Origin of the sequence: Streptomyces sp. NPDC048002, assembly GCF_040653275.1 — a bacterium.
GTDB lineage: Bacteria > Actinomycetota > Actinomycetes > Streptomycetales > Streptomycetaceae > Streptomyces.
Genome location: NZ_JBEZNL010000042.1, coordinates 1 through 24679, shown reverse-complemented (window position 1 = coordinate 24679; position 24679 = coordinate 1). Strand labels below are relative to the sequence as shown.

At 71.7% G+C, this 24679-nt stretch carries 20 protein-coding genes and 2 pseudogenes; 15 read left to right on the top strand and 7 right to left on the bottom strand.

Features of this window, described 5'->3' with window-relative positions; genetic code table 11:
• Positions 1–55: 55 nt before the first annotated feature.
• The 3 genes from AB0E07_RS33495 to AB0E07_RS33485 all read left to right on the top strand — a co-directional run bounded on the left by AB0E07_RS33495 (position 56) and on the right by AB0E07_RS33485 (position 3009).
• On the top strand, positions 56–607 hold the full coding sequence (locus AB0E07_RS33495) for a hypothetical protein (protein ID WP_362260556.1): 552 nt from the start codon (positions 56–58) through the stop codon (positions 605–607).
• Entirely contained in the window at positions 576–1865 is a 1290-nt protein-coding gene (locus AB0E07_RS33490) for an ABC transporter substrate-binding protein (protein ID WP_362260554.1), read from the top strand. Before AB0E07_RS33495 ends, AB0E07_RS33490 begins: the two co-directional genes overlap by 32 nt.
• A 118-nt stretch (positions 1866–1983) precedes the next feature.
• Complete coding sequence (locus AB0E07_RS33485; protein WP_362260552.1) at positions 1984–3009, top strand: YafY family protein; 1026 nt, start codon at positions 1984–1986, stop codon at positions 3007–3009.
• Here the strand turns inward: AB0E07_RS33485 and ctaD are convergent.
• On the bottom strand, positions 2900–4579 hold the full coding sequence (gene ctaD / locus AB0E07_RS33480) for a cytochrome c oxidase subunit I (RefSeq protein WP_362260550.1): 1680 nt from the start codon (positions 4577–4579) through the stop codon (positions 2900–2902). The two genes, AB0E07_RS33485 and ctaD, sit on opposite strands and share 110 nt — an antisense overlap.
• A 425-nt stretch (positions 4580–5004) precedes the next feature.
• Between ctaD and AB0E07_RS33475 the strand changes: the two genes are divergently transcribed.
• A complete protein-coding gene (locus tag AB0E07_RS33475; protein ID WP_362260548.1) occupies positions 5005–5220 on the top strand; it encodes an I78 family peptidase inhibitor in 216 nt (71 codons plus the stop codon).
• Between the two features lie 96 nt (positions 5221–5316).
• On the opposite strand, the gene AB0E07_RS33470 is transcribed toward AB0E07_RS33475, so the two are convergent.
• Together AB0E07_RS33470 and AB0E07_RS33465 are read right to left on the bottom strand one after the other, a co-directional pair.
• Positions 5317–6315 (bottom strand): phosphatase PAP2 family protein, encoded by a 999-nt coding sequence (locus AB0E07_RS33470; protein ID WP_362260546.1) that lies wholly within the window; start codon positions 6313–6315, stop codon positions 5317–5319.
• Between the two features lie 240 nt (positions 6316–6555).
• Complete coding sequence (locus tag AB0E07_RS33465; protein ID WP_362260544.1) at positions 6556–7752, bottom strand: glycosyltransferase family 39 protein; 1197 nt, start codon at positions 7750–7752, stop codon at positions 6556–6558.
• A gap of 260 nt (positions 7753–8012) precedes the next feature.
• On the opposite strand from AB0E07_RS33465, the gene AB0E07_RS33460 reads away from it, so the two are divergent.
• Together AB0E07_RS33460 and AB0E07_RS33455 are read left to right on the top strand one after the other, a co-directional pair.
• Positions 8013–9614 (top strand): MFS transporter, encoded by a 1602-nt coding sequence (locus AB0E07_RS33460; RefSeq protein WP_362260542.1) that lies wholly within the window; start codon positions 8013–8015, stop codon positions 9612–9614.
• Between the two features lie 89 nt (positions 9615–9703).
• A complete protein-coding gene (locus AB0E07_RS33455) occupies positions 9704–10882 on the top strand; it encodes an acyl-CoA dehydrogenase family protein (RefSeq protein WP_362260539.1) in 1179 nt (392 codons plus the stop codon).
• 36 nt (positions 10883–10918) lie between these two features.
• Here AB0E07_RS33455 and AB0E07_RS33450 read toward each other — a convergent pair whose 3' ends face one another.
• On the bottom strand, positions 10919–11356 hold the full coding sequence (locus AB0E07_RS33450) for a cell division protein SepF (protein WP_362260537.1): 438 nt from the start codon (positions 11354–11356) through the stop codon (positions 10919–10921).
• A gap of 322 nt (positions 11357–11678) precedes the next feature.
• Here AB0E07_RS33450 and AB0E07_RS33445 point away from each other — a divergent pair, with 322 nt between their 5' ends.
• The 5 genes from AB0E07_RS33445 to AB0E07_RS33425 all read left to right on the top strand — a co-directional run bounded on the left by AB0E07_RS33445 (position 11679) and on the right by AB0E07_RS33425 (position 20232).
• Positions 11679–12833 (top strand): DUF5685 family protein, encoded by a 1155-nt coding sequence (locus AB0E07_RS33445; protein WP_362260630.1) that lies wholly within the window; start codon positions 11679–11681, stop codon positions 12831–12833.
• Between the two features lie 356 nt (positions 12834–13189).
• On the top strand, positions 13190–14098 hold the full coding sequence (locus tag AB0E07_RS33440) for a S1 family peptidase (protein ID WP_362260535.1): 909 nt from the start codon (positions 13190–13192) through the stop codon (positions 14096–14098).
• A 399-nt stretch (positions 14099–14497) separates the two neighbouring features.
• Positions 14498–15580 (top strand): S1 family peptidase, encoded by a 1083-nt coding sequence (locus tag AB0E07_RS33435; RefSeq protein WP_362260533.1) that lies wholly within the window; start codon positions 14498–14500, stop codon positions 15578–15580.
• Between the two features lie 195 nt (positions 15581–15775).
• Positions 15776–19261, top strand: coding sequence for a DNA polymerase III subunit alpha (gene dnaE, locus AB0E07_RS33430; protein ID WP_362260531.1), 3486 nt, complete (start codon positions 15776–15778; stop codon positions 19259–19261).
• On the top strand, positions 19258–20232 hold the full coding sequence (locus AB0E07_RS33425) for a hypothetical protein (RefSeq protein WP_362260529.1): 975 nt from the start codon (positions 19258–19260) through the stop codon (positions 20230–20232). Before dnaE ends, AB0E07_RS33425 begins: the two co-directional genes overlap by 4 nt.
• A 112-nt stretch (positions 20233–20344) precedes the next feature.
• Here the strand turns inward: AB0E07_RS33425 and AB0E07_RS33420 are convergent, their stop codons facing one another.
• Positions 20345–20719: a cupin domain-containing protein gene (locus AB0E07_RS33420; protein WP_362260527.1), complete on the bottom strand. Its 375-nt coding sequence runs from the start codon at positions 20717–20719 to the stop codon at positions 20345–20347.
• A 100-nt stretch (positions 20720–20819) separates the two neighbouring features.
• On the opposite strand from AB0E07_RS33420, the gene AB0E07_RS33415 reads away from it, so the two are divergent.
• Both AB0E07_RS33415 and AB0E07_RS33410 read left to right on the top strand, forming a co-directional pair.
• Entirely contained in the window at positions 20820–21266 is a 447-nt protein-coding gene (locus AB0E07_RS33415) for a MarR family winged helix-turn-helix transcriptional regulator (RefSeq protein WP_362260525.1), read from the top strand.
• Positions 21267–21440: 174 nt separating this feature from the next.
• Positions 21441–22307, top strand: coding sequence for an alpha/beta fold hydrolase (locus AB0E07_RS33410; RefSeq protein ID WP_362260523.1), 867 nt, complete (start codon positions 21441–21443; stop codon positions 22305–22307).
• Between the two features lie 75 nt (positions 22308–22382).
• Here AB0E07_RS33410 and AB0E07_RS33405 read toward each other — a convergent pair whose 3' ends face one another.
• Positions 22383–23435, bottom strand: a complete 1053-nt coding sequence (locus tag AB0E07_RS33405; protein WP_362260521.1) for a lytic polysaccharide monooxygenase — start codon at positions 23433–23435, stop codon at positions 22383–22385.
• Positions 23436–23605: 170 nt separating this feature from the next.
• Between AB0E07_RS33405 and AB0E07_RS33400 the strand changes: the two are divergent.
• A pseudogene (locus AB0E07_RS33400) lies at positions 23606–23955 on the top strand (GNAT family N-acetyltransferase).
• A 9-nt stretch (positions 23956–23964) separates the two neighbouring features.
• On the opposite strand, the gene AB0E07_RS33395 reads toward AB0E07_RS33400, so the two are convergent.
• Positions 23965–24102: a hypothetical protein gene (locus AB0E07_RS33395; RefSeq protein WP_362260519.1), complete on the bottom strand. Its 138-nt coding sequence runs from the start codon at positions 24100–24102 to the stop codon at positions 23965–23967.
• Between the two features lie 141 nt (positions 24103–24243).
• On the opposite strand from AB0E07_RS33395, the pseudogene AB0E07_RS33390 reads away from it, so the two are divergent.
• Positions 24244–24585, top strand: a pseudogene (locus AB0E07_RS33390) (class I SAM-dependent methyltransferase); the annotation flags it as partial.
• Between the last annotated feature and the right edge of the window lie 94 nt (positions 24586–24679).

Below are 24679 nucleotides of genomic sequence, written 5' to 3'. Positions count from 1 at the left end.
GACCCTGAAAGCACCGGGCGCACCCGGCCCGGACCGACACCCGGTGGTGAGCCAGATGGTTCCCGTGAGCGACCTCAGTCGGCGCAACGCGGGCCGCGGTACCGCGCTGGCGGCCGCCCTGCTGCTCTTCCTGGCCCCGGCCCTCGCGGCCTGCAGCGACGACGAGGGAGGCGGCGGCGGAGCGACCCCGCCGACCCCCTCCGTGGAGCGCACGACCAGCGCCCCCGCGGCGACCGCTCCCGCCGACGCCGCGGCGGCCGAGCGGGAGATCCAGGAGAACTGGCGGAAGTTCTTCGACCCCGCGACCTCCCTCGACGACAAGCAGAACGTCCTGGAGAACGGCGAGGAGATGGCGCCGGTGCTCCGGGCGTTCAGCGGCGACGAGCGCGGCGGACAGGTCGGCGCCCAGGTGACCGAGGTCGCCTTCACCTCGCCCACCGAGGCGGACGTGACGTACACGCTCACCCTGAACGGTGCCACCGCCCTGCCCGACGCCGCGGGGACCGCCGTCGAGCAGGACGGCACCTGGAAGGTGTCCGCCAAGACGCTGTGCGCGCTGGTGCAACTGAGCGGCAATGGCTCGGCCTCGCCGGTCGCGGGCTGCTGAGGCGCTGGCGGCGCTGCTGCTCGTGCTGAGCGCCGCCTGCGGCAGCCGGCTGCCGGAGAGCGACTTCGAGGGCGGGACCCGTACGACGTCGGCCCCGGAGGCCGGTCCGATCCGGGTCGGCATCATCACCAGCGCCACCAGCCCGGTCGGCGGCAACGCCTTCACCGGGCCGCGGGACGGCGCCAAGGCGTACTTCGAGCACCTCAACGCGCGCGGGGGCGTCGGCGGGCGGCCCGTCGAGGTGCGGCTGTGCGACGACGGCGGCAGCGGCGTCGGCAACAACGAGTGCGTGCACCGGCTGATCGACGAGGACAGGGTCGTCGCGCTGGTCGCCACCACGGCCCTCGACTACGCGGGCGCCTCACGGGTCTCCCGGGCCGGCGTGCCCGACATCGGCGGCCAGCCGATCGGCGCCGCCTACGACACCTGGCCCCATCTGTACGGCGTCTACGGCAGCCTGGCGCCCCGCCGGGGCACGGTCGGCTGGGACGGGCAGCTGTACGGCGGCACCGAGGTCTACCGCTACTTCAAGCGCGAGCACGGCGCCCGCACGGCCGCCGTCGTCTCCTACAACCAGTCCGCGTCCGCCGCCTACGCCCGGCTCGTCGAGCGGGGACTGAAGGCCGAGGGGTACGAGGTGATCACCGAGCAGGTGGACTTCGCGCTGCCCAACTTCCGCGCCGTCGCGGCGGATCTGAAGGACCGGGGTGCCGATCTGGTCTTCGACGCCATCGACGGCCACGGCAACGCCCGGCTGTGCGCGGCTTTGGACGAGGCCGGCGTGCGACTCACCGCGAAGGTGACGAACGTACAGAACTGGACGTCCACCGTCGCCGACGACTACAAGGACGCCCCGCGCTGCCGCAACGCCCTGTGGGCGACGGGATCCAGCCGTAACTTCGAGGACATCGGGCATGCCGCGGTACGGGAGTTCCGGGACGCGACCGACGGGCTGGACACCCACTCGCAGTGGCAGGTGGAGGGCTGGGCGGCCGCCCGCTGGTTCACCGACGCGGCCCGGTCCTGCGCGGACACGGGTGTCACGCGCGCGTGCGTGGACGCGTGGATGAGCCGCAGCCAGGACTACACCGCGGGCGGTTTGCTGCTTCCCGTCCGCTTCGCGCACCTGCCCGAGCCGCCCGGCACCCGGCGGGCGTGTCTGTCGGTGGCCCGCTGGCAGGACGGCCGGGGCTGGGTGACCCAGGGGGACATGGACGGCACCTGCTTCGTCGTGCCGCAGCTGTCCTACACACCGTGAGAGGGGCGAACCGCCACTCATCCTGATGCGCGCCAGGTGTCCATATCCCGCGCCTGGGTGTTTGCCAGTTGAGCATTGCGGACCGTAACTGTCCGATCGCGCTGGCAGACTCGGCGCCATGTTGGAGACCTCGGCACGACTGCTGCGCCTGCTCTCGCTCCTCCAGGCCCACCGGGACTGGTCCGGCGCCCAACTCGCCGAGCGTCTCGGTGTCACCGCGCGCACCGTGCGCCGGGACGTGGAGCGGCTGCGCGAACTGGGCTACCCGGTCAACGCCAGCCCCGGCTCGGGCGGCGGATACCAACTGGGCGCGGGCGCCGAACTGCCGCCGCTGCTGCTGGACGACGACGAGGCGGTCGCCGTCGCCGTCGGCCTGCGCACGGCCGCGGGACAGGGCATCGAAGGCATCGGGGAGACCTCGGTGCGGGCCCTGACCAAGCTGGAACAGGTCCTGCCCAACCGCCTGCGCCGCCGGGTCAGCGCCCTGAACGCCTTCACCGTGCCGATGCTGCGCAGCCTGCCCTCCGCGGTCGACCCGGGGGTCCTCACCGAACTGGCCCACCTGTGCCGGGACGCGGAGGGGCTGCGCTTCGAGTACCGCGGGCACGACGGCACGCTGACCCGCCGCCGCGCCGAACCGCACCGCCTGGTCTGCACCGAGCGGCGCTGGTACCTGGTCGCCTGGGACCTGGACCGGGACGACTGGCGCATCTTCCGCGTGGACCGCATCACCCCGCGCCCGCCGCACGGCCCCCGCTTCACCCCCCGCCGACCGCCCGCCGACGACCTCGCCGCCTACGTCTCCCAGGGCGTCTCCACCCGCGCCTACGCCGCCCAGGCGCTGGTGCGGCTGTTGGTCCCGCTGCGGGAGGCCGCCGAGCACATCTCGCCCTCCGCCGGGGTGCTGGAGCCCGAGGGGCCCCGCAGCTGTCTGCTGCGCACCGGGGCGGGGAGTCTGGACGTGATGGTCATCCATGTGATGCTGCTGGGCTTCGAGTTCGAGGTGCTGGAGCCCGTCGAGCTGACCGACGCCATCAGGACCGCTCGGGACCGTCTGACGCGGGCTCTGGAGCGAGTGCCGCGAACGTGGGATGGTGCAGATCGAACGCCGGGGACTCCGAGCGGATCCGGGGCAGAGTGGTGAAGTTGTGCCGCGGCGGCGGACAGGACGTCGCCCACTCCAGCGAACGGCCGTAGCCCCAGGGGTCGTCGACCTCGACCTTCTCTCCGTACTTGGCCGTCTTCCAGACGTTGTAGAGGAACGGCAGCGTCGAGATGCCGAGCAGGAACGCGCCGACGGTCGAGACGGTGTTCAGGGCCGTGAAGCCGTCGGCGGCCAGATAGTCGGCGTAGCGGCGCGGCATCCCCTCCGCGCCCAGCCAGTGCTGCACCAGGAACGTCGTGTGGAAGCCGACGAAGAGGGTCCAGAACTGGATCTTGCCGAGCCGTTCGTCGAGCATCCGGCCGGTGAACTTCGGCCACCAGAAGAAGAACCCGGCGAAGATCGCGAAGACCACGGTGCCGAAGACCACGTAGTGGAAGTGCGCGACCACGAAGTAGCTGTCCGTGACGTGGAAGTCCATCGGCGGCGACGCCAGGATCACCCCGGTCAGACCCCCGAACAGGAAGGTCACCAGGAAGCCCACCGACCACAGCATCGGCGTCTCGAAGGAGAGCGAGCCCTTGAGCATGGTGCCGGTCCAGTTGAAGAACTTCACCCCGGTCGGCACCGCGATCAGGAAGCTCATGAACGAGAAGAACGGCAACAACACCGCTCCGGTGGCGAACATGTGGTGCGCCCACACCACCACCGACAGACCGGTGATCGCCATCGTCGCCCCGATCAGGGTCAGGTAGCCGAACATCGGCTTGCGCGAGAAGACCGGGATGATCTCGCTGACGATCCCGAAGAACGGCAGCGCGATGATGTACACCTCGGGATGGCCGAAGAACCAGAACAGGTGCTGCCACAGCAGCGCACCGCCGTTGGCGGCCTCGAAGACGTGCGAGCCGAAGCGCCGGTCGGCCTCCAGGCACAGCAGCGCCGCCGCCAGCACCGGGAACGCCATCAGGATCAGGATCGACGTGAACAGGGTGTTCCAGACGAAGACCGGCATCCGGAACATCGTCATGCCCGGTGCGCGCATCCCGATGATGGTGGTGACGAAGTTGACGGCGCCGAGGATCGTGCCGAACCCGGAGAGCGCGAGGCCCATGATCCACAGATCGCCCCCGACGCCCGGTGAGCGCTCCAGGCTGTTGAGCGGCGCGTAGGCGAACCAGCCGAAGTCGGCGGGCCCGGAGGGCACGAACAGCGAGCCGATCACGATCAGCCCGCCGAACAGGTAGAGCCAGTAGGACAGCATGTTCAGCCGGGGGAAGGCGACGTCCGGCGCCCCGATCTGCAACGGCATCAGCTCATTGGCGAAGCCCGCGAACGCCGGGGTCGCGAAGAGCAGCAGCATGATCGTGCCGTGCAGCGTGAACAGCTGGTTGAACTGCTGGTTGTCGATGAGCTGGAGACCGGGCCGGGCCAGCTCGGCCCGCATCAGCAGCGCCATCAGACCGCCGAGCAGGAAGAACGCGAACGACGTGATCAGATACAGATGGCCGATCTTCTTGTGGTCGGTGGTGGTCAGCCAGTCGACGACCAGCCGGCCCTTCCGCTTGCGCCGCACGGGTCGTACCGGCGTCCGCACGGTCTCAGTGCCCATCGCTCGCTCGCCCCTTCGCTCGCCTGCCCCGGGCCCCCGAGGCCCGCGCCGCGCGTGCCCGCGAGCCCACGCCATGATGCTCGCGGCGCCGTGCGTCCGACAGGGGGCGTACGAGGGTGCTGTGTCGCGGCGAGGCAATTCCTGTGCGGCGGCGGATCTCCCCTGCCCGCGCGGAATCGGGCGAGAAAGGGAGCCCCGGGGGAGTTACCCCGGAACTTTCCGACGGCCTTTTCGAAGAGGCTTCACGACACGCGGGAATTGAGTTCGAATGCCTGCGAAAGATGTACGGAACCGCTCGAACGTGTGACGCGGTTGGGCCGAAACGCGTGTCGTGGTCCTGTGACAGAAGTGTGACCGGAGAGGGACGAGTGCCTTGGGCGCCACCCCTCTGGCCCACACCGCCGCGCAGGGCCTAGCGTGGCGGCATGGCACCGATTCCGACACCTTCCGCAGAACCCCGGGACCAGCCCGACAGCTATCTCGGCCTGACCGCCGACCGCGCCGAGCGGCTCGCCCGCGAACGCGGCTGGACCAAGGTCCGGTCCCTGCCGCCGGGGGCGATCATCACCATGGAATACCTGAGCGGCCGCCTGAACTTCGAGGTGCGGGACGGCCTCGTGACCCGGGCCTGGAAGGGCTGAGACGGCAAGCGGCGGCCCCGGCCCCTCAGGTGGAGGAACCGGGGCCGTCGCCGCGGGGTTGGGCTTGTGCGTACCGGCCCCGCGGTCCTGGGACGGTCAGCCGCCCGTCACCGGGCGGGCCGCGGAGGTCGTGCCGCGGCCCAGCCGCTCGGTCTGGGGCGGTCTGCGACTGCCGGCCGGGGTGACCGGGGTGCGCTCCGAACGGGCCGTGTGGGGGCCCGGCGCCAGATAGACCGGCGCCCGGGGTGAGTGGGCCGTGGGAGAGACGTCCTGGGCCGACTCGCGCGGCTTGAGCAGCACCGGAACCTCGACCGGTGCGGCCGGGGCGGTACCGGTGTGTCCGGCCCGCCTGCGGTCCCGCAGATCGAGGATGACGGCCTCGGCACGGGCGATCAGCGGCTCGAACCAGGGCAGCGCCAGCAGGATCAGCAGGCCGGCGGCCCAGCCGAGGAGAACGTCGCTCAGCCAGTGCGTACCGAGGTACACGGTGGACAGGCCGACGCCGAGCGAGGTCACCGCGGACAGCGCGGACAGCCAGCGGCGGGCTCTCGGGGTGGAGGCCATGTAGGCCAGGATTCCCCAGGTCACCACGGCGTTGGCGGTGTGGCCGCTGGGAAATATATCGCCGCCCAGCCACATCTCGTTCGAGCCGACCTGGGTCGCGTAGTGCGGGCCGAGGCGGCCCATGCCGATCTTGGCGGCGCCGACCGTGACGTTCAGCAGCAGCAGGGAGACGCCGAGCGCGAGGAGCGGCCGCAGGGTGTGCTGCCGCCAGGAGCGCCAGCCCAGCCAGGCCGCGACCATCACCGCGGTGGGGCCGCGCTGGCCGAGCACCACGTAGTAGTCGACGAACGCGTGGATCTCCGACCACTGCTGGTAGGGCCGGAAGAACATGACCTGCCAGTCGAGCCGGACCAGCCACGAGGTGATGACCACGGCCCACACGATCGCCCCGTAGAAGGCCAGGGTCGCGGCGAGAAGCGCGACCCGGTGCCGGCTCATCCTCGGCACATCGAGGTGGGCCGGCCGTTCCGGTTCACGGTCCAGCCTTGCGAACACCCGGTCCAGACGGGTGGGCTTTCGTTCGGTACGCACCCAATCGACGTTACAGCGAGTGAGCTGGGAAGCCCGTCGAATCCACCGGTTTGTGATGACGATGTGATGTGGGATTCCTCTCAGCGGGCGCCCTATTTCCTGCGACTTCGCATTCGGCGGCGACTGAGCCCTTCAATTCCTTTGATCATTCCGGCACAGGGTTTTTATACCGCTTTTGAATTCGTTCACCGAAAGCTGGTCCTGAATTCTCTTGGCGATCACCGGGTGTGCCCGAACGGGTCACGGCGGCCCGGAGCCGTTCAGCCAGAAGGCCCCGTAGACCGCCGACCCCACCGCGACCGCGCCCAGCACCGCGGCCGACCTGCGCGTCGTCTGCCGGGCCAGGGCCACGGCGGGCGGCAGCAGCAGCGGGAAGGCCGGCAGCAGCAGGCGCGGTTTCGAGCCGAAGTAGCTGGAGGCGCAGAGCGCGAGGGCGAGGACGATCCCCGCGTACACCAGCAGGGGGAGCGGCTGACCCTGTCGGAGACAGACGATGTACAGCCAGACGAGGGCGGCCACCCCGGCGATCAGCGCGAGCCCGGCGAGGGCCGTCGGAGACGACGTGAACTTTTCGGCGACGAACCGGGCGAAGGCGTAGCCGCCGTCGAAGCCGTTGCGCCAGCCGGCCTGGACGTCGAGATAGCCGAGCGGGCCCCCGCCGGTGCGGTGGCCCACCCACAGGACGTAGCCGGCGGCGCCCAGGGGCGCGAGCAGCATGCCCAGGGCGCGCCGGGTGGCGGACGCGCCGGGCACGGTCGTGCCGGGGGCGGGGGAGGGGGCGTGTTCGGACGCCCGCGCGCGGCCCTCGCGCGCCGCACGTCGGTCCCGCACGAACGAGGCGATGCCGGCCGCCCACACCGCCGCCACCACGGCCAGCCCGACCGGACGGGTCAGCCCGGCCAGCAGGGCGAGCGTGCCCGCGGTGACCCAGCGCCCGGTCAGCACCGCGTACAGCGACCAGGTCGCCAGCGCGGTGAACAGTGACTCGCTGTACGCCATCGACTGCACGATCCCGACCGGCAGCACCGCCCACAGCAGCACCGCGCAGACCCCGGCCCGGCGGCCGTGCACATGATCGGCGACCGCGAAGATCCCCCAGGCCGCGGCGAGCGAGGCGAGCGCCGATACCAGGAACCCCGCGTCGGCGGAGGAGAGCGGGGTGACCGCGGCGAGGATCCGCTCCAGCCACGGCAGCAGCGGGAAGAAGGCCAGGTTGGAGTGGATGTCGCCGTTCGGCAGCCGTACCTCGTAGCCGTACCCCAGCTCCGCGACCCTCGTGTACCAGAGCGAGTCCCAGCGGGCCGTCAGCAGGGTGTACCCGCTCTTGTCGCGCGCGGCGCTCCACAGTGCCAGCACGGTCAGGCCCAGGGCGCGCACGGCGGCGTAGCCCAGCAGGGCCGGAGCGGCGCGGCGCGCGTGCGCGGAAAGATCGGTCACGGGCCCGATTATCTGGGGAGCCAGGAACCGGACGGCCCGCCGGGGCGTTCCCCACCAGGGCGGGACGTGGCGTACGCCACACGTGTTCAGTCCGGAGTCTGAGAGGTCCGCCACTCGCCACCAGCGCGGACTCGCGTACCCTGACGAGTCACTCGCTTCGTTGCGCGGGCCGGGGATCACCGCTCCTCTCCGGCCGAGTCACGGGGAGTCCCCACCTCGTGAGCCCGCCGAAGTCGGGGGAACGTCTGGGAGGTACGTACATGTCCGGTACGACCACGGCCGCTGTGCTGCGCCGTCGGGCTGCCGGGGCCGGTGCCAACCGCTGGGTCGTCCTCGTCGTCCTCTGCGTCAGCCTGCTGCTGGTCGCCGTCGACGCCACCGTGCTGCACGTGGCGGTACCCGCCGTCACCGAGGACCTCAGGCCGGGCGCCATAGAGCTGCTCTGGATCGTCGACATCTACCCGCTCGTCTGCGCCTCGCTGCTGATTCTCTTCGGCACGCTCGGTGACCGCGTGGGCCGCAGACGGATCCTGCTCCTCGGCTACACCCTGTTCGGCGTCGCGTCGGCGATGGCCGCCCTCGCCGACACCGCCCAGGTGCTGATCGTGGCCCGGGCGCTGCTCGGCGTCGGCGGCGCGATGATCATGCCGGCCACCCTGTCGATCCTCCGCCAGGTCTTCCCCGACCGGCGCGAGCGCGCGCTCGCCATCGGCATCTGGAGCGCGGTGGCCGCGGTCGGCGCGGCCGTCGGACCGCTGCTCGGCGGCTTCCTGCTGGAGCACTTCTGGTGGGGCTCCGTCTTCCTCGTCAACATTCCGTTGATGCTGGTCAGCCTGCCCGTGGGCCGGCTGCTGCTGCCCGAGTCCAAGGGCGCGGCGGACGGCCCCTGGGACGTGGTCGGCGCGCTGATGGCGGCGGCCGGCCTGTTCGGCCTGGTGCTGGGCGTGAAGCGCCTCGGCGGAGGCGATCTGGACGGGATGACCGCGCTCCCCCTGCTGCTGGGCGCCGCCCTGCTGATCCTCTTCGTACGACGCCAGCGACGCCGCAAGCACCCCCTGGTGGACCTGCGGATGTTCTCCCGTCCCGCGTTCAGCACCTCGGTCGGCTGCATCGTCCTGGCGATGCTCGCCCTGGTCGGGCTGGAGCTGATCGCGGCCCAGTACCTCCAGCTGGTGCTCGATCTGTCCCCGCTGGAGACCGGGCTGCGGCTGCTGCCGCTGACCATCGCGGCGATGGGCGCCGGACTGGCCGGCGCGCGCATGCTGCGCCGGTTCGGGCCGCGCGCCATGGTGTGTGCCGGGTTCTGCCTGACGGCGTTCGCGGTCGTCCTGCTGACCGCGATGGGCGGGACGGACAATCCCGCGCTGATGCTGTCCGGGTTCGTGCTGCTGGGCTTCGGCCTGGAGACCACGCTGTTCGGGGCGTACGAGTCGATGCTCAGCGAGGCCCCGCCGGAGCAGGCGGGCGGCGCGGCGGCGATCGGCGAGACCTCCTACCAGCTCGGCGCGGGCATCGGCATCGCACTGCTCGGCAGCGTGATGAACGCGGCGTACACCCCCGGTCTGTCCTCCGTGCCCGGGGTGCCCGCCTCGGCGTCCGCGGCGGCCGGGCACTCGCTGGGCGAGGCCTACGAGGTGGCCGGCCGGCTCGGCGGCACCGCGGGTGAAACCCTGCGCGACGCGGCCCGGAACTGCTTCGTGCACGGGCTCCATGTGACGCTGCTGGTCAGCGCGGGCCTGCTGCTGCTCGGCGCGGTGATGGCGCTGCGGCTGCCGCGGACCATGAACTGCGAGGAGCCGGTCGCGGCGCCCGTGGAGGTTCCGGCGCCCCGGGAGGTCGCGGAGACCCCGGTCTCCGCCTGAGGAGGCTGGACGTGGTGGAGACTGCGTCGTAACGTCGGCCTTCAACCCGTGACTAGCACTGCTAGTTTTGAGCTGCCGGAGGGTCTCCCATGCCGTTGCCCCCGTTCGATCCCGCCGATCCGCTGGGGATCGACGACCTCCTCCAGCCCGAGGACCTCGCGGTCCGCGACACCGTCCGCCGCTGGGCCGCCGACCGGGTCCTGCCGCAGGTCGCCGAGTGGTACGAGACCGGCGAGCTGCCCGTCATCCGGGAGCTGGCCCGCGAGCTGGGCTCCCTCGGCGCCCTCGGGATGTCGCTGAGCGGCTACGGCTGCGCCGGCGCCTCCGCCGTCCAGTACGGGCTCGCCTGTCTGGAGCTGGAGGCCGCCGACTCCGGCATCCGCTCACTGGTCTCCGTACAGGGCTCCCTCGCCATGTACGCGATCCACCGCTTCGGCAGCGAGGAGCAGAAGCGGGCGTGGCTGCCGCGGATGGCCTCCGGCGAGGTCATCGGCTGCTTCGGGCTCACCGAGCCCGACCACGGATCCGACCCGGCCTCCATGCGGACGTACGCCAAGCGCGACGGCTCCGACTGGGTGCTGACCGGCCGCAAGATGTGGATCACCAACGGGTCCGTGGCCGGCGTCGCGGTCGTGTGGGCGCAGACCGAGGACGGCATCCGCGGCTTCGTGGTGCCCACCGACAGCCCCGGCTTCTCGGCCCCCGAGATCAAGCACAAGCTCTCCCTGCGCGCCTCGGTCACCAGCGAGCTGGTCATGGACGAGGTGCGGCTGCCGGCCGAGGCGGTCCTGCCCGAGGTCACCGGGCTGCGCGGACCGCTCAGCTGTCTGTCGCACGCGCGCTACGGCATCGTCTGGGGCGCGATGGGCGCGGCGCGCTCCTGTTTCGAGGCGGCGGTCGACTACGCGAAGTCGAGGGAACAGTTCGGGCGGCCCATCGGGGGCTTCCAGCTCACCCAGGCCAAGCTCGCCGACATGGCGGTCGAACTGCACAAGGGGATTCTGCTCGCGCACCATCTCGGGCGGCGGATGGACGCCGGCCGCCTGCGTCCCGAGCAGGTCAGCTTCGGCAAGCTCAACAACGTCCGCGAGGCCATCGACATCTGCCGCACGGCGCGGACGGTCCTCGGTGCCAACGGGATCTCGCTGGAGTACCCGATCATGCGGCACGCGACGAACCTGGAATCGGTGCTCACGTACGAGGGCACCGTGGAGATGCACCAGCTCGTGCTGGGCAAGGCGCTCACCGGGCTCGACGCCTTCCGGTGAACCCCCGAGGGGGCAGGGCCGACGATCGGCCCTGCCTCAGCTCTGGTTGAAGAAACCGTCCGCGCGGTGCGCGGCGGGCTCGCCGTTGATGATCTCCGTGTCGGCCGGGGTCAGCAGGAAGACCCGGGTGGACACCCGCTCGATCGAACCGCGCAGGCCGAAGATCAGACCGGCCGCGAAGTCGACGACGCGCTTGGCGTCGGTGGCCTCCATGGCCGAGAGGTTCATGATCACCGGGACGCCGTCCCGGAACAGCTCGCCGATGGCGCGGGCGTCCCGGAAGCTGTCCGGGGTGACCGTGCCGATCCGGCGTCCCTTCTCCTCGGCGACGTCCGCGGCCACCTTGACCCGGGGGTCGGTGACCCAGGCCTCCCCGGACTCGGTCCCTTCGGAGTAGTCGTCGTCGTAGTAACGCTCGTCATCGTTGTCGTCAACGAGGCCCAGCCAGGCACTCGCCTTGCGCACCGATCCCATGGACGCCTCCTCTCACAGCGGTCTTTCTTGCTTTCCGCATCCCTATGGTCATCCATGATGCGGACGGCGCGCCAAGTGGATAGACGCCGCGCGGGGGGTTTGTGACGGTACTGGTGCACGGCGCGTACGTCGAGAGCCCAGTAGTGCCAAGGGGCCTGCCCCACATGGCTGCTGACTGTGAGTGAAATATGATTCTTCACGGCGTATGGGTGAGGCGCGGTGCGTACGGGTGAACCGGGAGGCCGCGGAAGGGGCCGTGGGGGCGGCCGGTACGATGCGGCGGCTCCAGTCGTACGAACCCCGGGGGAACGTCGTGTTCGGAATGGTCAGGCCCTGCCGGCACCGGCTGGGGGAGCGCCTCGCCGGTCAGTGGATGGCTCATCTGTGCGGTCTCTGCCTGGCGTTGCGCGGGGACCACGGTCAGTTCGCCCGGGTGGTGACCAACTACGACGGGCTGCTCATATCGATTCTGACGGAGGCTCAGGCCGAAGCGGCCGACGGGCTGCGGCGCAAGGCCGGGCCCTGTCCGCTGCGCGGGATGCGCACCGCCTCCGTCGCGCGGGGCGAGGGGGCGCGGCTCGCGGCGGCGGTGTCGCTGGTGCTGGCCTCGGCCAAGGTGCGGGACCATCTCGCCGACGGGGACGGGCTGCTGGCGCGCAGGCCGATGGCGCCGGCCGCGCGCCGGGTCGCCGCCGGCTGGGACGCCGCGGGAGCGCGCGGCGGGTCCGCCGTGGGCTTCGACACCGGTCTGCTGGTGGACGCGGTGGAGCGGCAGACCGGGATCGAGGCGCTGGCCGGGCCGGGCACCTCGCTGCTGGTGGTGACCGAGCCGACCGAGACCGCGACCGGGGCGGCCTTCGCGCACACCGCGGTTCTGGCCGGGCGGCCCGGCAACGCGGAGCCGCTCGCCGAGGCGGGCCGGCTGTTCGGCCGGCTCGCGCATCTGCTGGACGCCGTGGAGGACAGGGAAACTGACGCCGCGTCGGGAGCGTGGAACCCGCTGACCGCGACCGGGACGCCCCTGACGGAGGCCCGGCGGCTGGCCGACGACGCGCTGCACGGCATCCGGCTCGCGCTGCGCGAGGTGACCTTCACCGATCCGAAGCTGGCGCACCTGCTGCTGGTGCACGAGCTGCGGCGGTCGGTGGACCGGGCGTTCGGATCGTCGTCCTGCTCGCACCTGGCCGGGCCCTACGCGCCGCCCGGAGGGCCGGGCGGTCCCGGGCTGCCCCCGGAGCCGCCGCGACGGAATCGACGCGGGTTGATTGCCGGGTGCGCGGTGTGGGTGGGATTGGCTTGTACCTGTCAGGTGTGCTGCGGTGAGTACGAGGGCCCCTGGTCCGGGGAGCGACGGCAGGGGCCGTGTGCGAATTGCGATTGCAGCGCGTGCGGGGACTGCTGCAACTGCTGTGACTGCTGCAGCAACTGCTGTGACACCTGCGGCTGTGACGGCTGCGACTGCGGCTGCGACTGCTGAGGCGGGCCGGGTGCGCCGGGGTGGCGCGGATCCGAGGGCGCCCGGCGGGCGAGGGTCCGGCGGCACTCCGCCGTACCGCCGCTCGCGCCTGCGTTCGTGAATGATCGTCACCGGCCCGGCCGCTTCGCGCGCCGGGCCGCGGGCGGCCCGTGGCCGCACGGTCGGCGCACAGATGGTTCAAAGCTTGACGGCCGAAAGGCGCTCTTGCGCCGGTCGGGCGTGCGGCCGAATACTCCCCCACAGCGCTTGTCAGGGGCACGGCATGTTCGGAATCCGGACAGCCCCGGCCCCTGACTGCGCCTCACGGGCCCGAAACCCCACGAGGGCCCCCGACTTCCCATGTGGAGGAACGAAAAGTGAGGATCAAGCGCACCACCCCTCGCAGCGGAATCACGAGACGGACCCGGCTGATCGCCGTATCGACCGGCCTCGTGGCCGCCGCAGCCATCGCGATCCCCAGCGCGAACGCGGCCGACACCCCCACCACCTTCAGCTCCGCGGAGCTGAAGAGCGCCAGCGGCTCCGTGCTCAAGGCCGACGTGCCGGGCACCGCCTGGGTCGTGGACAGCAAGAACAACCGTGTCGTCGTCACCGTCGACAGCACGGTCTCCGAGGCGGAGATCGCCCAGATCCGCGAGCAGGCCGGCGGCAACGCCGACGCCCTCACCATCAAGCGCACCGCGGGCAAGTTCGAGAAGTACATCGCGGGCGGCGACGCCATCTACGCGACCAGCTGGCGCTGTTCCCTCGGCTTCAACGTCCGCAACAGCGCGGGCGCCTACTACTTCCTGACCGCCGGTCACTGCACCGACGGCGCGGGTACGTGGTACTCCAACTCGGGCCGTACGACGGTGCTCGGGCCGACCTCCGGCTCCAGCTTCCCGACGAACGACTACGGTCTGGTGCGGTACACCAACACCACGATCACCAAGTCGGGCACCGCGGGCAACACGGACATCGTCCGGGCCGCCAACCCGACCGTGGGCACCAGCGTCATCCGTGACGGCTCCACCACCGGCATCCACACCGGCACCGTCACCGGTCTGAACGCGACCGTCAACTACGGCGGCGGCGACATCGTCTACGGCATGATCCAGACCAACGTCTGTGCCGAGCCCGGCGACTCCGGTGGCCCGCTCTACGGCAGCAACGGCACCGCCTACGGTCTGACCTCGGGCGGCAGCGGCAACTGCTCCTCGGGCGGTACGACGTTCTTCCAGCCCGTTGTGGAGGCCCTGAACGCCTACGGGATGAGCGTCTTCTAGGCCTCACCCGGACACGCGGTCGACAGCACCGGAGCCCCCGTACGCGACCGGCGTACGGGGGCTCACCCCTGTCCGGGGCGCGGGTGTTCCGGGCCCGACGGGCCTGCTTCCGGACAGGCGTGGACCTCATGCGCCGCACATTGCTACTCGCGGGTAGTAGTTTGCAGTGCGAACGGGCCCGCGGTGACCGTGCACGGTCAAGGATGCGGGGGCAAGGTGTGAACTCCGTGTGTACGTCCGGAAGTCGACCTTGTGTGCTCCCTGTGAGGGTCGGAATAGTGGGCGCCGATCAACCGGCACGGACGCGGCATTTTGCTGTACGCCGCCTCTGTGACCGAACGCCTTCCGGTCCGGAGGTCCCCACAACCTCCGGATCGACCCCCCACAGGAGGACGTGAGTTGAAGCACCGACGCATACCCAAGCGGCGGGCCGCAGCGGCTGGTGCGGGCATCGCCGCACTGGTGGCCGCGGGTGTCACCTTCCAGACTGCGAACGCGAGCGAGTCCTCGACGACCGCCACGCCCGAGACCCTCTCGGTCAAGGCGGCCGGAAAGCTCGCTTCGACGCTGGTCAAGAACCTCGGCGCGGACACGGCCGGCGTGTACTACGACGCGGAGAGCAAGAACCTCGTCGTGAACGTGCTGGACGAGGGCGCGGCGGAGACCGTCGAGGCCGCCGGCGCCAAGGCGCGGGTCGTGGCGAACTCCCTCGCCGAGCTGAAGAGCGCGCGCGGCACGCTCAAGCAGGACGCGACCATCCCGGGCACCTCCTGGGTGACCGACCCGACGGCCAACAAGGTCGTGGTCACCGCGGACCGCACGGTCTCCGACACCGAGTGGGCCAAGCTCACCGAGGTCGTCGACGGGCTCGGGGCGACGGCGGAACTCCAGCGCACCAAGGGGGAGTTCAAGCCCTTCGTCGCGGGCGGCGACGCCATCACCGACGGCAGCGGCCGCTGCTCGCTCGGCTTCAACGTGGTCAAGGGCGGGGAGCCGTTCTTCCTGACCGCGGGGCACTGCACCGAGTCCATCACCAACTGGCAGGACGCTCAAGGGAACCAGCTCGGCACCAACGAGGTGTCCAGCTTCCCGGACGACGACTACGGCCTGGTGAAGTACACCGCCGAGGTCGACCACCCGAGCGAGGTCAACCTCTACGACGGTTCCGCGCAGGCGATCTCCGGCGCGGCCGACGCGACGGTCGGCATGCAGGTCACCCGGAGCGGCTCGACCACCCAGGTCCACTCCGGCGCGGTCACCGGCCTGGACGCCACCGTGAACTACGGCAACGGCGACATCGTCAACGGGCTCATCCAGACCGATGTCTGCGCCGAGCCCGGTGACAGCGGCGGCTCGCTGTTCTCCGGCGACAAGGCGGTCGGCCTCACCTCCGGCGGCAGCGGTGACTGCACCTCCGGCGGGGAGACCTTCTTCCAGCCGGTGACCGAGGCGCTGTCGGCCACGGGTACCGAGATCGGCTGAGATCTCGCACACGTCCGACGGAAGTCCCGCCCCTCGCGCGAGGGGCGGGACTTCCTTGCGTGCGGGCGCAGGGCGGGTGCTTCGGGCGTTTTCGCAGGTGGGGGAGGGTCGAACGGTTGTCGTACATGCGTTCGAGATTTGGTCTATGGTGGGGGTGTGGCAGTCGGGAACTGATGTTCGATTTTGGAGGTGCGGATGCCTGGGTTCACGCATCTGCACACCGTCTCCGGGTTCTCCCTGCGCTACGGCGCCTCGCATCCGGAGCGGCTGGCCGAGCGCGCCGCCGAACGGGGCATGGACGCCCTCGCCCTCACCGACCGCGACACCCTCGCGGGCGCCGTCCGCTTCGCCAAGGCTTGCGCGAAGGCGGGGGTCCGCCCGCTGTTCGGCGCGGAACTGGCGGTGGAGGACCTCGACCCCGTACGGCGGGAGGGGGCCGCGGCGCGGGAAGGGGCCGTACGGCGGCAGGGGGCCGGGACCGAGGCGCGGCGGCAGGGGGCCGAGCGGCGCCGCACCCCCGTGCGGGGCGGTGCCTTCATCGACGAGTCGACACCCCGGGTCGCCTTTCTGGCCCGGGACGGCGCCCGCGGCTGGGCCGACCTCTGCGGAATCGTCACGGCATCGCACACCGGTGAAGGCCCGCCGCTGCTGCCCCGGGCCGACAACCGGGGCGACGGCCTCACCGTCCTGCTCGGCCCCGACTCCGACGTCGGCCGCGCCCTCGCCGCCGGCCGCCCCGACCGCGCGGCCCGGCTGCTGATCCCCTGGCGGGAGGTCTACGGCGACGCCCTGCGTCTGGAGGCCGTCTGGCACGGCCGCGAGGGCACCGGACCCGGCTCCCTGCGGCTGGCCGCCCGTACCGTCGGCTTCGCCGCCGAGCAGCGGGTCCGGCCGGTGCTCAGCAACGCCGTCCGCTACGCCGACCCCGGACAGGGCCCGGTCGCCGACATCCTGGACGCCGCCCGCCGGCTCGTCCCCGTCGACCCCGCCAAGGGGCTGGACTCCGGTGAGGCCTGGCTCAAGGACGGCGCCGCCATGCTGCACGCCGCCGAGCGGATCGTGGAGGCCGCGGGCTTCCGGCGCGACACCGCCCACCGGCTGCTGGAGCAGACCCGGGCCACGGCCGCCGAGTGCCTGGTCGACCCCGAGGACGACCTCGGCATCGGCACCGTCCACTTCCCCGAGCCGCGCCTGGTCGGCGCGGACCGGCGCACCGCCCAGCGGGTGCTCGCCTCGCGGGCGGCGGCGGGCATGGTGCTGCGCGGCTACACGGGGAGGCGCTCCTACTGGGAGCGGATGCACCGGGAACTGGACGTCATCGCCCACCACGGCTTCGCCTCCTACTTCCTGACGGTCGCTCAGGTCGTGGACGACGTGAAGGGGATGGGCATCCGGGTGGCCGCGCGCGGTTCCGGCGCGGGCTCGCTCGTCAACCACCTCCTCGGTATCGCCCACGCCGACCCCGTCGAGCACGGGCTGCTGATGGAGCGCTTCCTGTCCGAGCGCCGCTCGGTGCTGCCCGACATCGACATCGACGTGGAGTCCGCGCGCCGGCTGGAGGTCTACCGCGCGATCATCGGCCGGTTCGGCACCGAGCGGGTGGCCACGGTCGCCATGCCCGAGACGTACCGGGTCCGCCACGCGATCCGGGACGTCGGCGCGGCCCTGTCCATGGACCCCGCGGACATCGACCGGATCGCCAAGTCCTTCCCGCACATCCGCGCCCGCGACGCCCGCGCGGCCCTGGAGGAACTGCCCGAACTGCGGGAACTGGCGGGGGAGAAGGAGAAGTACGGGCGGCTGTGGGAGTTGACCGAGGCCCTGGACGCCCTCCCGCGCGGAGTCGCCATGCACCCCTGCGGAGTGCTGCTGTCCGACGCCTCCCTGCTCGCCCGTACGCCGGTCGTGCCGACCAGCGGCGAGGGCTTTCCCATGTCGCAGTTCGACAAGGACGACGTGGAGGACCTCGGGCTGCTCAAACTGGACGTGCTCGGGGTGCGGATGCAGTCGGCGATGGCGCACGCGGTCGCGGAGGTGGAGCGGGCCACGGGGGAGGGGCTCGACCTGGACGCCGTACCGCCCGGCGACCCGGCCACGTACGCGCTGATCCGCTCCACCGAGACGCTCGGCTGCTTCCAGATCGAGTCGCCGGGCCAGCGGGACCTGGTCGGGCGGCTTCAGCCGGCCACCTTCCACGACCTGGTCGTCGACATCTCGCTCTTCCGGCCCGGCCCGGTCGCCGCCGACATGGTGCGGCCGTTCATCGAGGCCCGGCACGGGCGGGCGCCGGTGCGCTATCCGCACCCCGACCTGGAGGAGCCGCTGAAGGGGACCTACGGGGTCGTCGTCTTCCACGAGCAGGTCATCGACATCGTCGACATCATGACCGGCTGCGGACGCGCCGAGGCGGACCGGGTGCGGCGCGGGCTGTCCGACCCGGAGTCCCAGGGGCGGATCAGGTTCTGGTTCGCCGAGCACGCGGCGGCCCGGGGCTACGACGCGGAGACGGTCCGGCGGACCTGGGAGATCGTCGAGGCCTTCGGTTCGTACGGCTTCTGCAAGGCGCACGCGGTCGCCTTCGCGGTGCCGACGTACCAGTCGGCCTGGCTGAAGGCGCACCACCCGGCCGCCTTCTACGCCGGGCTGCTCACCCACGATCCCGGGATGTACCCCAAGCGGCTGCTGCTGGCCGACGCGCGGCGGCGCGGGGTGCCGATCCTGCCGCTGGACGTGAACCGGTCGGCGGTCGCCCACCGTATCGAACTGGTGTCTGAATTGCCTTCGGTGTGGGGACTGCGGCTCGCCCTCAGCGATGTGCACGGCATCAGCGAGGCCGAGGCGGCGCGGATCGCGGACGGGCAGCCGTACGCCTCGCTGCTGGACTTCTGGGAGCGGGCCAGGCCCAGCCGTCCTCTGGCCGGACGGCTGGCGCAGGTCGGCGCGTTGGACGCGTTCGGTGCCAACCGGCGCGATCTGCAACTGCACCTGACCGAGCTGCACCGGGGCGCGCGGGGTGCCGGAGGCGGCCAACTGCCGCTGGCCGGCGGGCGGAGCACCGCGTCCGCCGGGCTGCCCGACCTGTCCTCCGCCGAGCGGCTCAGCGCCGAGCTGGGCGTGCTGTCGATGGACACCTCGCGCCATCTGATGGACGACCACCGGGAGTTCCTGGACGAGCTGGGCGTGGTCGGCGCGCGCCGGCTGCGCGAGGCGCGGCACGGCGACACGGTCCTCGTCGCGGGCGCCAAGGCGGCCACCCAGACCCCGCCGATCCGGTCCGGCAAGCGGGTCATCTTCTCCACCCTCGACGACGGCACGGGCCTGGTCGACCTCGCCTTCTTCGACGACTCCCACGACGCCTGCGCGCACACCGTCTTCCACTCCTGGCTGCTGCTGGTGCGCGGGGTCGTCCAGCGGCGCGGGCCGCGCAGCCTCAGCGTGGTGGGCAGCGCCGCCTGGAACCTCGCCGAACTGGCCGAACTGCGCGCGGAAGGAGGGCTCGACGTGGTGGCGGCACGGCTCGCGGAGCCCGTGCCCGAGGGTGGCGCCGACCCGACCGGCGGCCGGCGCATCCAGATGCCGACCGGATACGAAATGCATCCGTGGGCCGATCTGCGTCCCGCGGGTCAGGAGCCCTCGCAGACAAGGAAGTTGTGGCATCAGAGTCCGGGGAGTGCGGGATGACCATCCTCTGCGTACGTTTCCAGCTGCCGCCGATGTACGAGGCGGCCCTGCCCGGACTGCTCGGGCTGCTGGAGGAGTTCTCGCCCGTCGTCGAGGCCCTGCCGCCGGACGGGGCGCTGGTCGATCTGCGGGGCGCCGAACGGTACTTCGGGCGCAGCGCGGTCGAACTGGCCTCCGTGATCCGAGTGCGGGCGCTCGCGCTGTACGGCGTGGACTGTGTGATCGGGGCCGGTCCGGGGACCATGCTGGCCCGGATGGCGCTGCGGGACGCCCGGCCCGGAGTGACCCGTGTCGTGCCGCAGGAGCGGGACGGCATCGTGGAGTTCCTCGCCGGGCAGCCCGTCACGGCGTTGCCGGGGGTGGGCCCGGCCACCGCGCGCACCTTGTGCGAGTACGGGCTGGACAGTCTCGGCCGGGTCGCCTCCGCGCCGCTGTCCACGCTGCAACGGCTGGTCGGGGCGAAGGCGGGGCGGGACCTGCACGAGAAGGCCAACGGGGTGGACCGCGGGCGGGTGGTGCCGGACGGCATCGCCCGGTCCCTGGTCACCGAACGGCCCTTCGGGCGCGACGAACTGGATCCCGACCGGCACCGGCGGGCGCTGGTCTCGGCCGCCGAGGAACTGGGGGCGCGGCTGCGGGCGCTGGACCAGGTGTGCGGGACGCTGACGCTCACGGTGCGGTACGCGGACCGCTCGGCGACCACGCGCAGCCGGGTGCTGAAGGAGCCGACCGCGCACTCGGCCGCGCTGACCCGGGTGGCGTACGGGATGTACGAGGCGCTGGGGCTGCAACGGGCCCGGGTGCGGGCGGTCGCGCTGCGGGCGGAGGGGCTGGACCCCGCCGAAGGGGCCTCGTACCAGCTCAGTTTCGACCCGGTGGACGAGAAGGCGCGGCGGATCGAGGAGGTCGCGGACCGGCTGCGGGCGAGGTTCGGGCCCCGGGCGGTGGTGCCGGGGGTGCTGGCGGCGTGAACCCCGCCCGCGTCCGGTAGTCCCGCCCGCGTCCGGTAGTCCCGCCCGCGTCCGGTAGTCCCGGACGGGGCGGGGAGTCCCGGGCGGGGCCGGAGTCCTGGACGCGGGCGGGTCAGTTCGCCCACGGGGGAGTGAGCACGGTGCCGTCGGCCAGCTCCGCGGACAGGCCGACGGAGGTGGTCACCCAGGTCAGGGCGGTCTGCTCGGTCGGGTTCTCGACGGCGAGGGTCGCGCCCGGGTTGACGATCAGGGTGTCGCCCGCGGCGATGTCGTCGGTGCGGCCGTCCACCGTGACCCGCAGATTCCCGACGAGGACGTGCAGGATCTCCTCCCGGTTCACGGTGTGGGCGGGAGCCCTGGTCCCCGGCGGGACCTCGCCCCGCCAGGCGCACAGCTCCTTGCTGCCGGTACGGGGTGTCGCGTACGAAACGAAGCGGACGCCGTGGATGTCGTGGGTGACGGCGTTGGACGAGCGGATCACGGGCATGGGTCTCCCCCTGGGGTAATTGGTCAAGTTGCTTGACCAGTTGGTCGGTCTCCATGGTCAAGCGGCTTGACCGTATCGTCAAGGGTGTTTCAATGCCTGCGTGCACAACTCCGAGGCCGTCGCCCTGTCCGCAGCCCTGCTCGCCGCCGCCGGTGAACTGACCCGGCGCATCAATGACGGGGTCGCGGCCCGGGGCTTCGAGGAACTGCGGCCCGCCCACGGGTTCGCCTTCGCCCGGCTCGCCCCGCACGGCGCGACCGCCACCGAGCTGGCGGCGCATCTCGGGGTGACCAAGCAGGCCGCGAGCCAGCTCGTCGACGAGCTGGCTCGCAAGGGGTACGTCGAGCGCCGGCCGCACCCCGGGGACGCGCGGGCCCGGCTGGTCGTCCTGACCGAGCGGGGCCGGGCCTGCACCCGGGCGGCCGAGGAGGCGATGGCCGACGCCGTGCGGGCCTGGGGGGAACTGCTCGGTGAGGGTGAACTGCGGGCGTTGCGCGACGGGCTGGCCCGTATCGCGCCCTATGGTCCCATCAAGCCCGCCTGGTGACGTTTCGTCAGCCCCACTACACCCAGCACCGGTTACCACTGGAAGTTTTTACTGACGCGTAACTTCCCCCTTGAACTACTCGTCCGTAACTTGGCAGTTGAACCAGCATCCCGTGATCCGGATCACAGGGCGTAAGGCCGTCGTACCTCCCTTGAGCCGCAAGGAGATCACTCGATGCTGCCCTGGAAGAGTGTGTTCAGACCCCTCGCCGCGCTGCTGCTGACCGCCGCGGTCGCCGTCGTCCCCGCCGCCACCACCGCCCATGCCGCCGAGACCGCCACCAGCAGCGGCTGGAACGACTACTCCTGCAAGCCGTCCGCCGCCCACCCGCGCCCCGTCGTCCTGGTGCACGGCACCTTCGGCAACTCCGTCGACAACTGGCTCGGCCTCGCGCCCTATCTGACCAAGCGCGGCTACTGCGTCTTCTCGCTCGACTACGGCCAGCTGCCCGGCGTGCCGTTCTTCCACGGCCTCGGCCCGATCGACAAGTCGGCCGAGCAGCTGGACGCCTTCGTCGACAAGGTGCTCGCCGCGACCGGCGCCGCCGAGGCGGACCTGGTGGGGCACTCGCAGGGCGGGATGATGCCCCGCTACTACCTGAAGTTCCTCGGCGGAGCGGCCGAGGTGAACGCCCTCGTCGGCATCGCGCCCGACAACCACGGCACCAACCTGTCCGGCCTGACCAACCTGCTGCCCTTCTTCCCGGGCGCCGAGGACCTGCTCTCCGCCGCCACGCCCGGACTCGCCGACCAGATCGTCGGCTCCGCCTTCCTCACCAAGCTCAACGCGGGCGGCGACACTGTGCCCGGCGTCAAGTACACGGTCATCGCGACCAAGTACGACCAGGTCGTGACGCCGTACCGGAGCCAGTTCCTCAACGGGACCGACGTACGCAACGTCCTGCTCCAGGACCTGTGTCCGGTCGACCTGTCCGAGCATCTGGCGATCGGACTGTTCGACCGGATCGCCTTCCACGAGGTGGCCAACGCCCTGGACCCGGCCCGCGCCAAGGCCACCACCTGCGCGTCGGTCTTCAGTTGAGCCCCGCCGGGGCCTGACCGGCCTGAGCCGCCCGTCAGGCCCCGGAGTTCCTTCGTGTCAGGGGCAGGGTCAGGGTCAGCGGCTGTGCCGGCCGCCGACCGCGGCCCGCCGCCGGACCGACATGAACAGGGCGGCGGCGCCCAGCGCCAGGGTCGCGGCGCCGCCCATCGCCAGGTACGGGGTGCTGCTGTCGCCGCCGGTCTCGGCGAGGTTCTCCGTGGCCCCGGCCGCCTTGGGCTCGTTGGCGGCGGCCACCGCCGGCTCCTCGCCGGCGCCCTCGTTCCCGGCGACGGGGTCCGCCGACGTACTGGCGTCCTGGTCGCCGTGGCCGTTGTGCTCGATCGTCGACTCGTCGGCGCCGTCCTCGATCTGCTCCTCGGAGGGCGCGGAGGCGGTCGGCGCGGGGGAGTCGTCGGTCGTGGTCCCGGAACCGGTCCCGGAATCCGTGCCCGAACCCGTCCCCGAACCGCTGCCGCCGCTCGCGTCGCCGAAGGTGACGTCCGAGCAGGAGTAGAACGCCTCCGGGCTGTCCGAGCGCTGCCAGACCGCGTACAGCACCTGCTTGCCGGAACGCTCCGGCAGCGTGCCGGAGAACGTGTAGAAGCCGCCGGACGCGGCCGGGTCGGTGACCGTCGCCACCGGGTTCTGCAGGTCCAGGTCACCCCAGGCCAGCGGCTGCGTCGGGTCGTAGCCCTCCTTGGTGAGGTACACCTTGAAGGTGCCCTTGTGCGGGGCGGTCACGCGGTACTTGAAGGTGTACGCGCCGCTGCTCACGCTCGTCGCCGGCCAGTCGGCGCGGGCCAGGTCCAGGCCCTTGAAGGCGTCGCTGCCCGCGCTGCACAGCTTGCCGTCGGGGATCAACTCCTGGTGCCGCCCGGCCGCGTCGCCTATGCGGATGCCGTTCCAGTCGTAGAGCGCCTGGGTACCGCCCGCCGCGACGGCCGCCTTGCAGGCGTCGGACTTCGGGCTCTCGGGGCCCTCCGCGTAGCACTGCGAGACCCGGCTGACCGGGTCGCCCATCGAACCGTGCGCGGCCGCGGGCGAGGCGGCCAGCGCGGTCAGCGCGAGCGGCACGACACCGACAACGGCGACGGAGGCGGTGGTGGCGACCCTGCGGCGTGCGGGCATGGGGAACTCCTGGGAAACAGTCGGCGTTTGCTGTGCTGGACCCGTGGGGGGCGATCAGCAAGCTAGCCCGGGAGAACCGCGAAATCGCCTGTTGGAGGCGGGTGACAGTGATCCTTATGCTGCCGTTAAGGGAGTGCTGAGCCTGCGCTCAGGTAGCTACCGTGCACGGCATGACGCACGACGGGATCCGCCCCGCCGAGGCCGCCGACGTGGCGGCCGTGAAGAACGTCGACCGATGCCGCGAGTGATCGGGCTGGTCGTCGTCGAGGCCCACGAGGACCATCTCCTCCTCGACAGCATCGCCGTCCACCCCGACGCGCACGGACGCGGCGTCGGGCGACGGCTGCTGGAGTTCGTGGAGGCGCACGCGCGCGCCCTCGCGCTGCCCGAGATCAGGCTCTACACCAACGCCATGATGTGGGAGAACCGGACGATCTACCCGAGATTCGGCTACGAGGCCGTGGAACGCCGAGTGGACGGGCCCTACGACCGCGTCCACTACCGCAAGCGCCTGAGCTGAGCCGGCCGGTCAGCCGTCCGGCCACCACGTTCGTGCGATGTCCTCGCGGATCTCGGGCCGTCCCGCGGGGCGTTCGTCCTTGTTCTCACGGGGAGTCCGGCGCGACTCCGACTTTTTCAGGGGCTTCTGCACGGTGATGCGGCGCATGGCTGCCTCCTTCGGTGCCTACTGTCTTCCGCGTTTTTCACGGAGGTAGACCCATTCGCGGAGACTTCCTCATCCTTCGTCGTTCTGTCAGTGGCCGTTGTCACGATTCGACTGTCAGTGGCGCGTGTCACTCTCGGGCGTATGACGACGAACCATGACAGGAGGACGGCCGTGCCGACGACCGACTGGGACGCGGCGGCGCCCGCCTTCGACGACGAGCCCGACCACGGCCTGCGCGATCCCGAGGTGCGCCGGGCCTGGGCCGCACGCCTGCGGGACTGGCTGCCCGCCCCGCCCGGAGACGTCCTGGACCTCGGCTGCGGCACCGGCAGCCTGTCGCTGCTCGCGTCCGAACAGGGACACCGGGTCAGCGGAGTGGACAGCTCCACGGCCATGATCGGCCTGGCCCGCGCCAAGCTCGCCGGACGCGACGCCGTGTTCCTGCCGGGTGACGCCGCGGCGCCCCCCGTCGGCGAGCAGCGCTAGGGCGTGTTTTGAAAGTCCCGTCGTCCGCCCGAAGGGTGGGCCCCGCGGCGTCTGGTGCGTGCGATCGCAAGGCGCCGGAGCGCCCTAATAG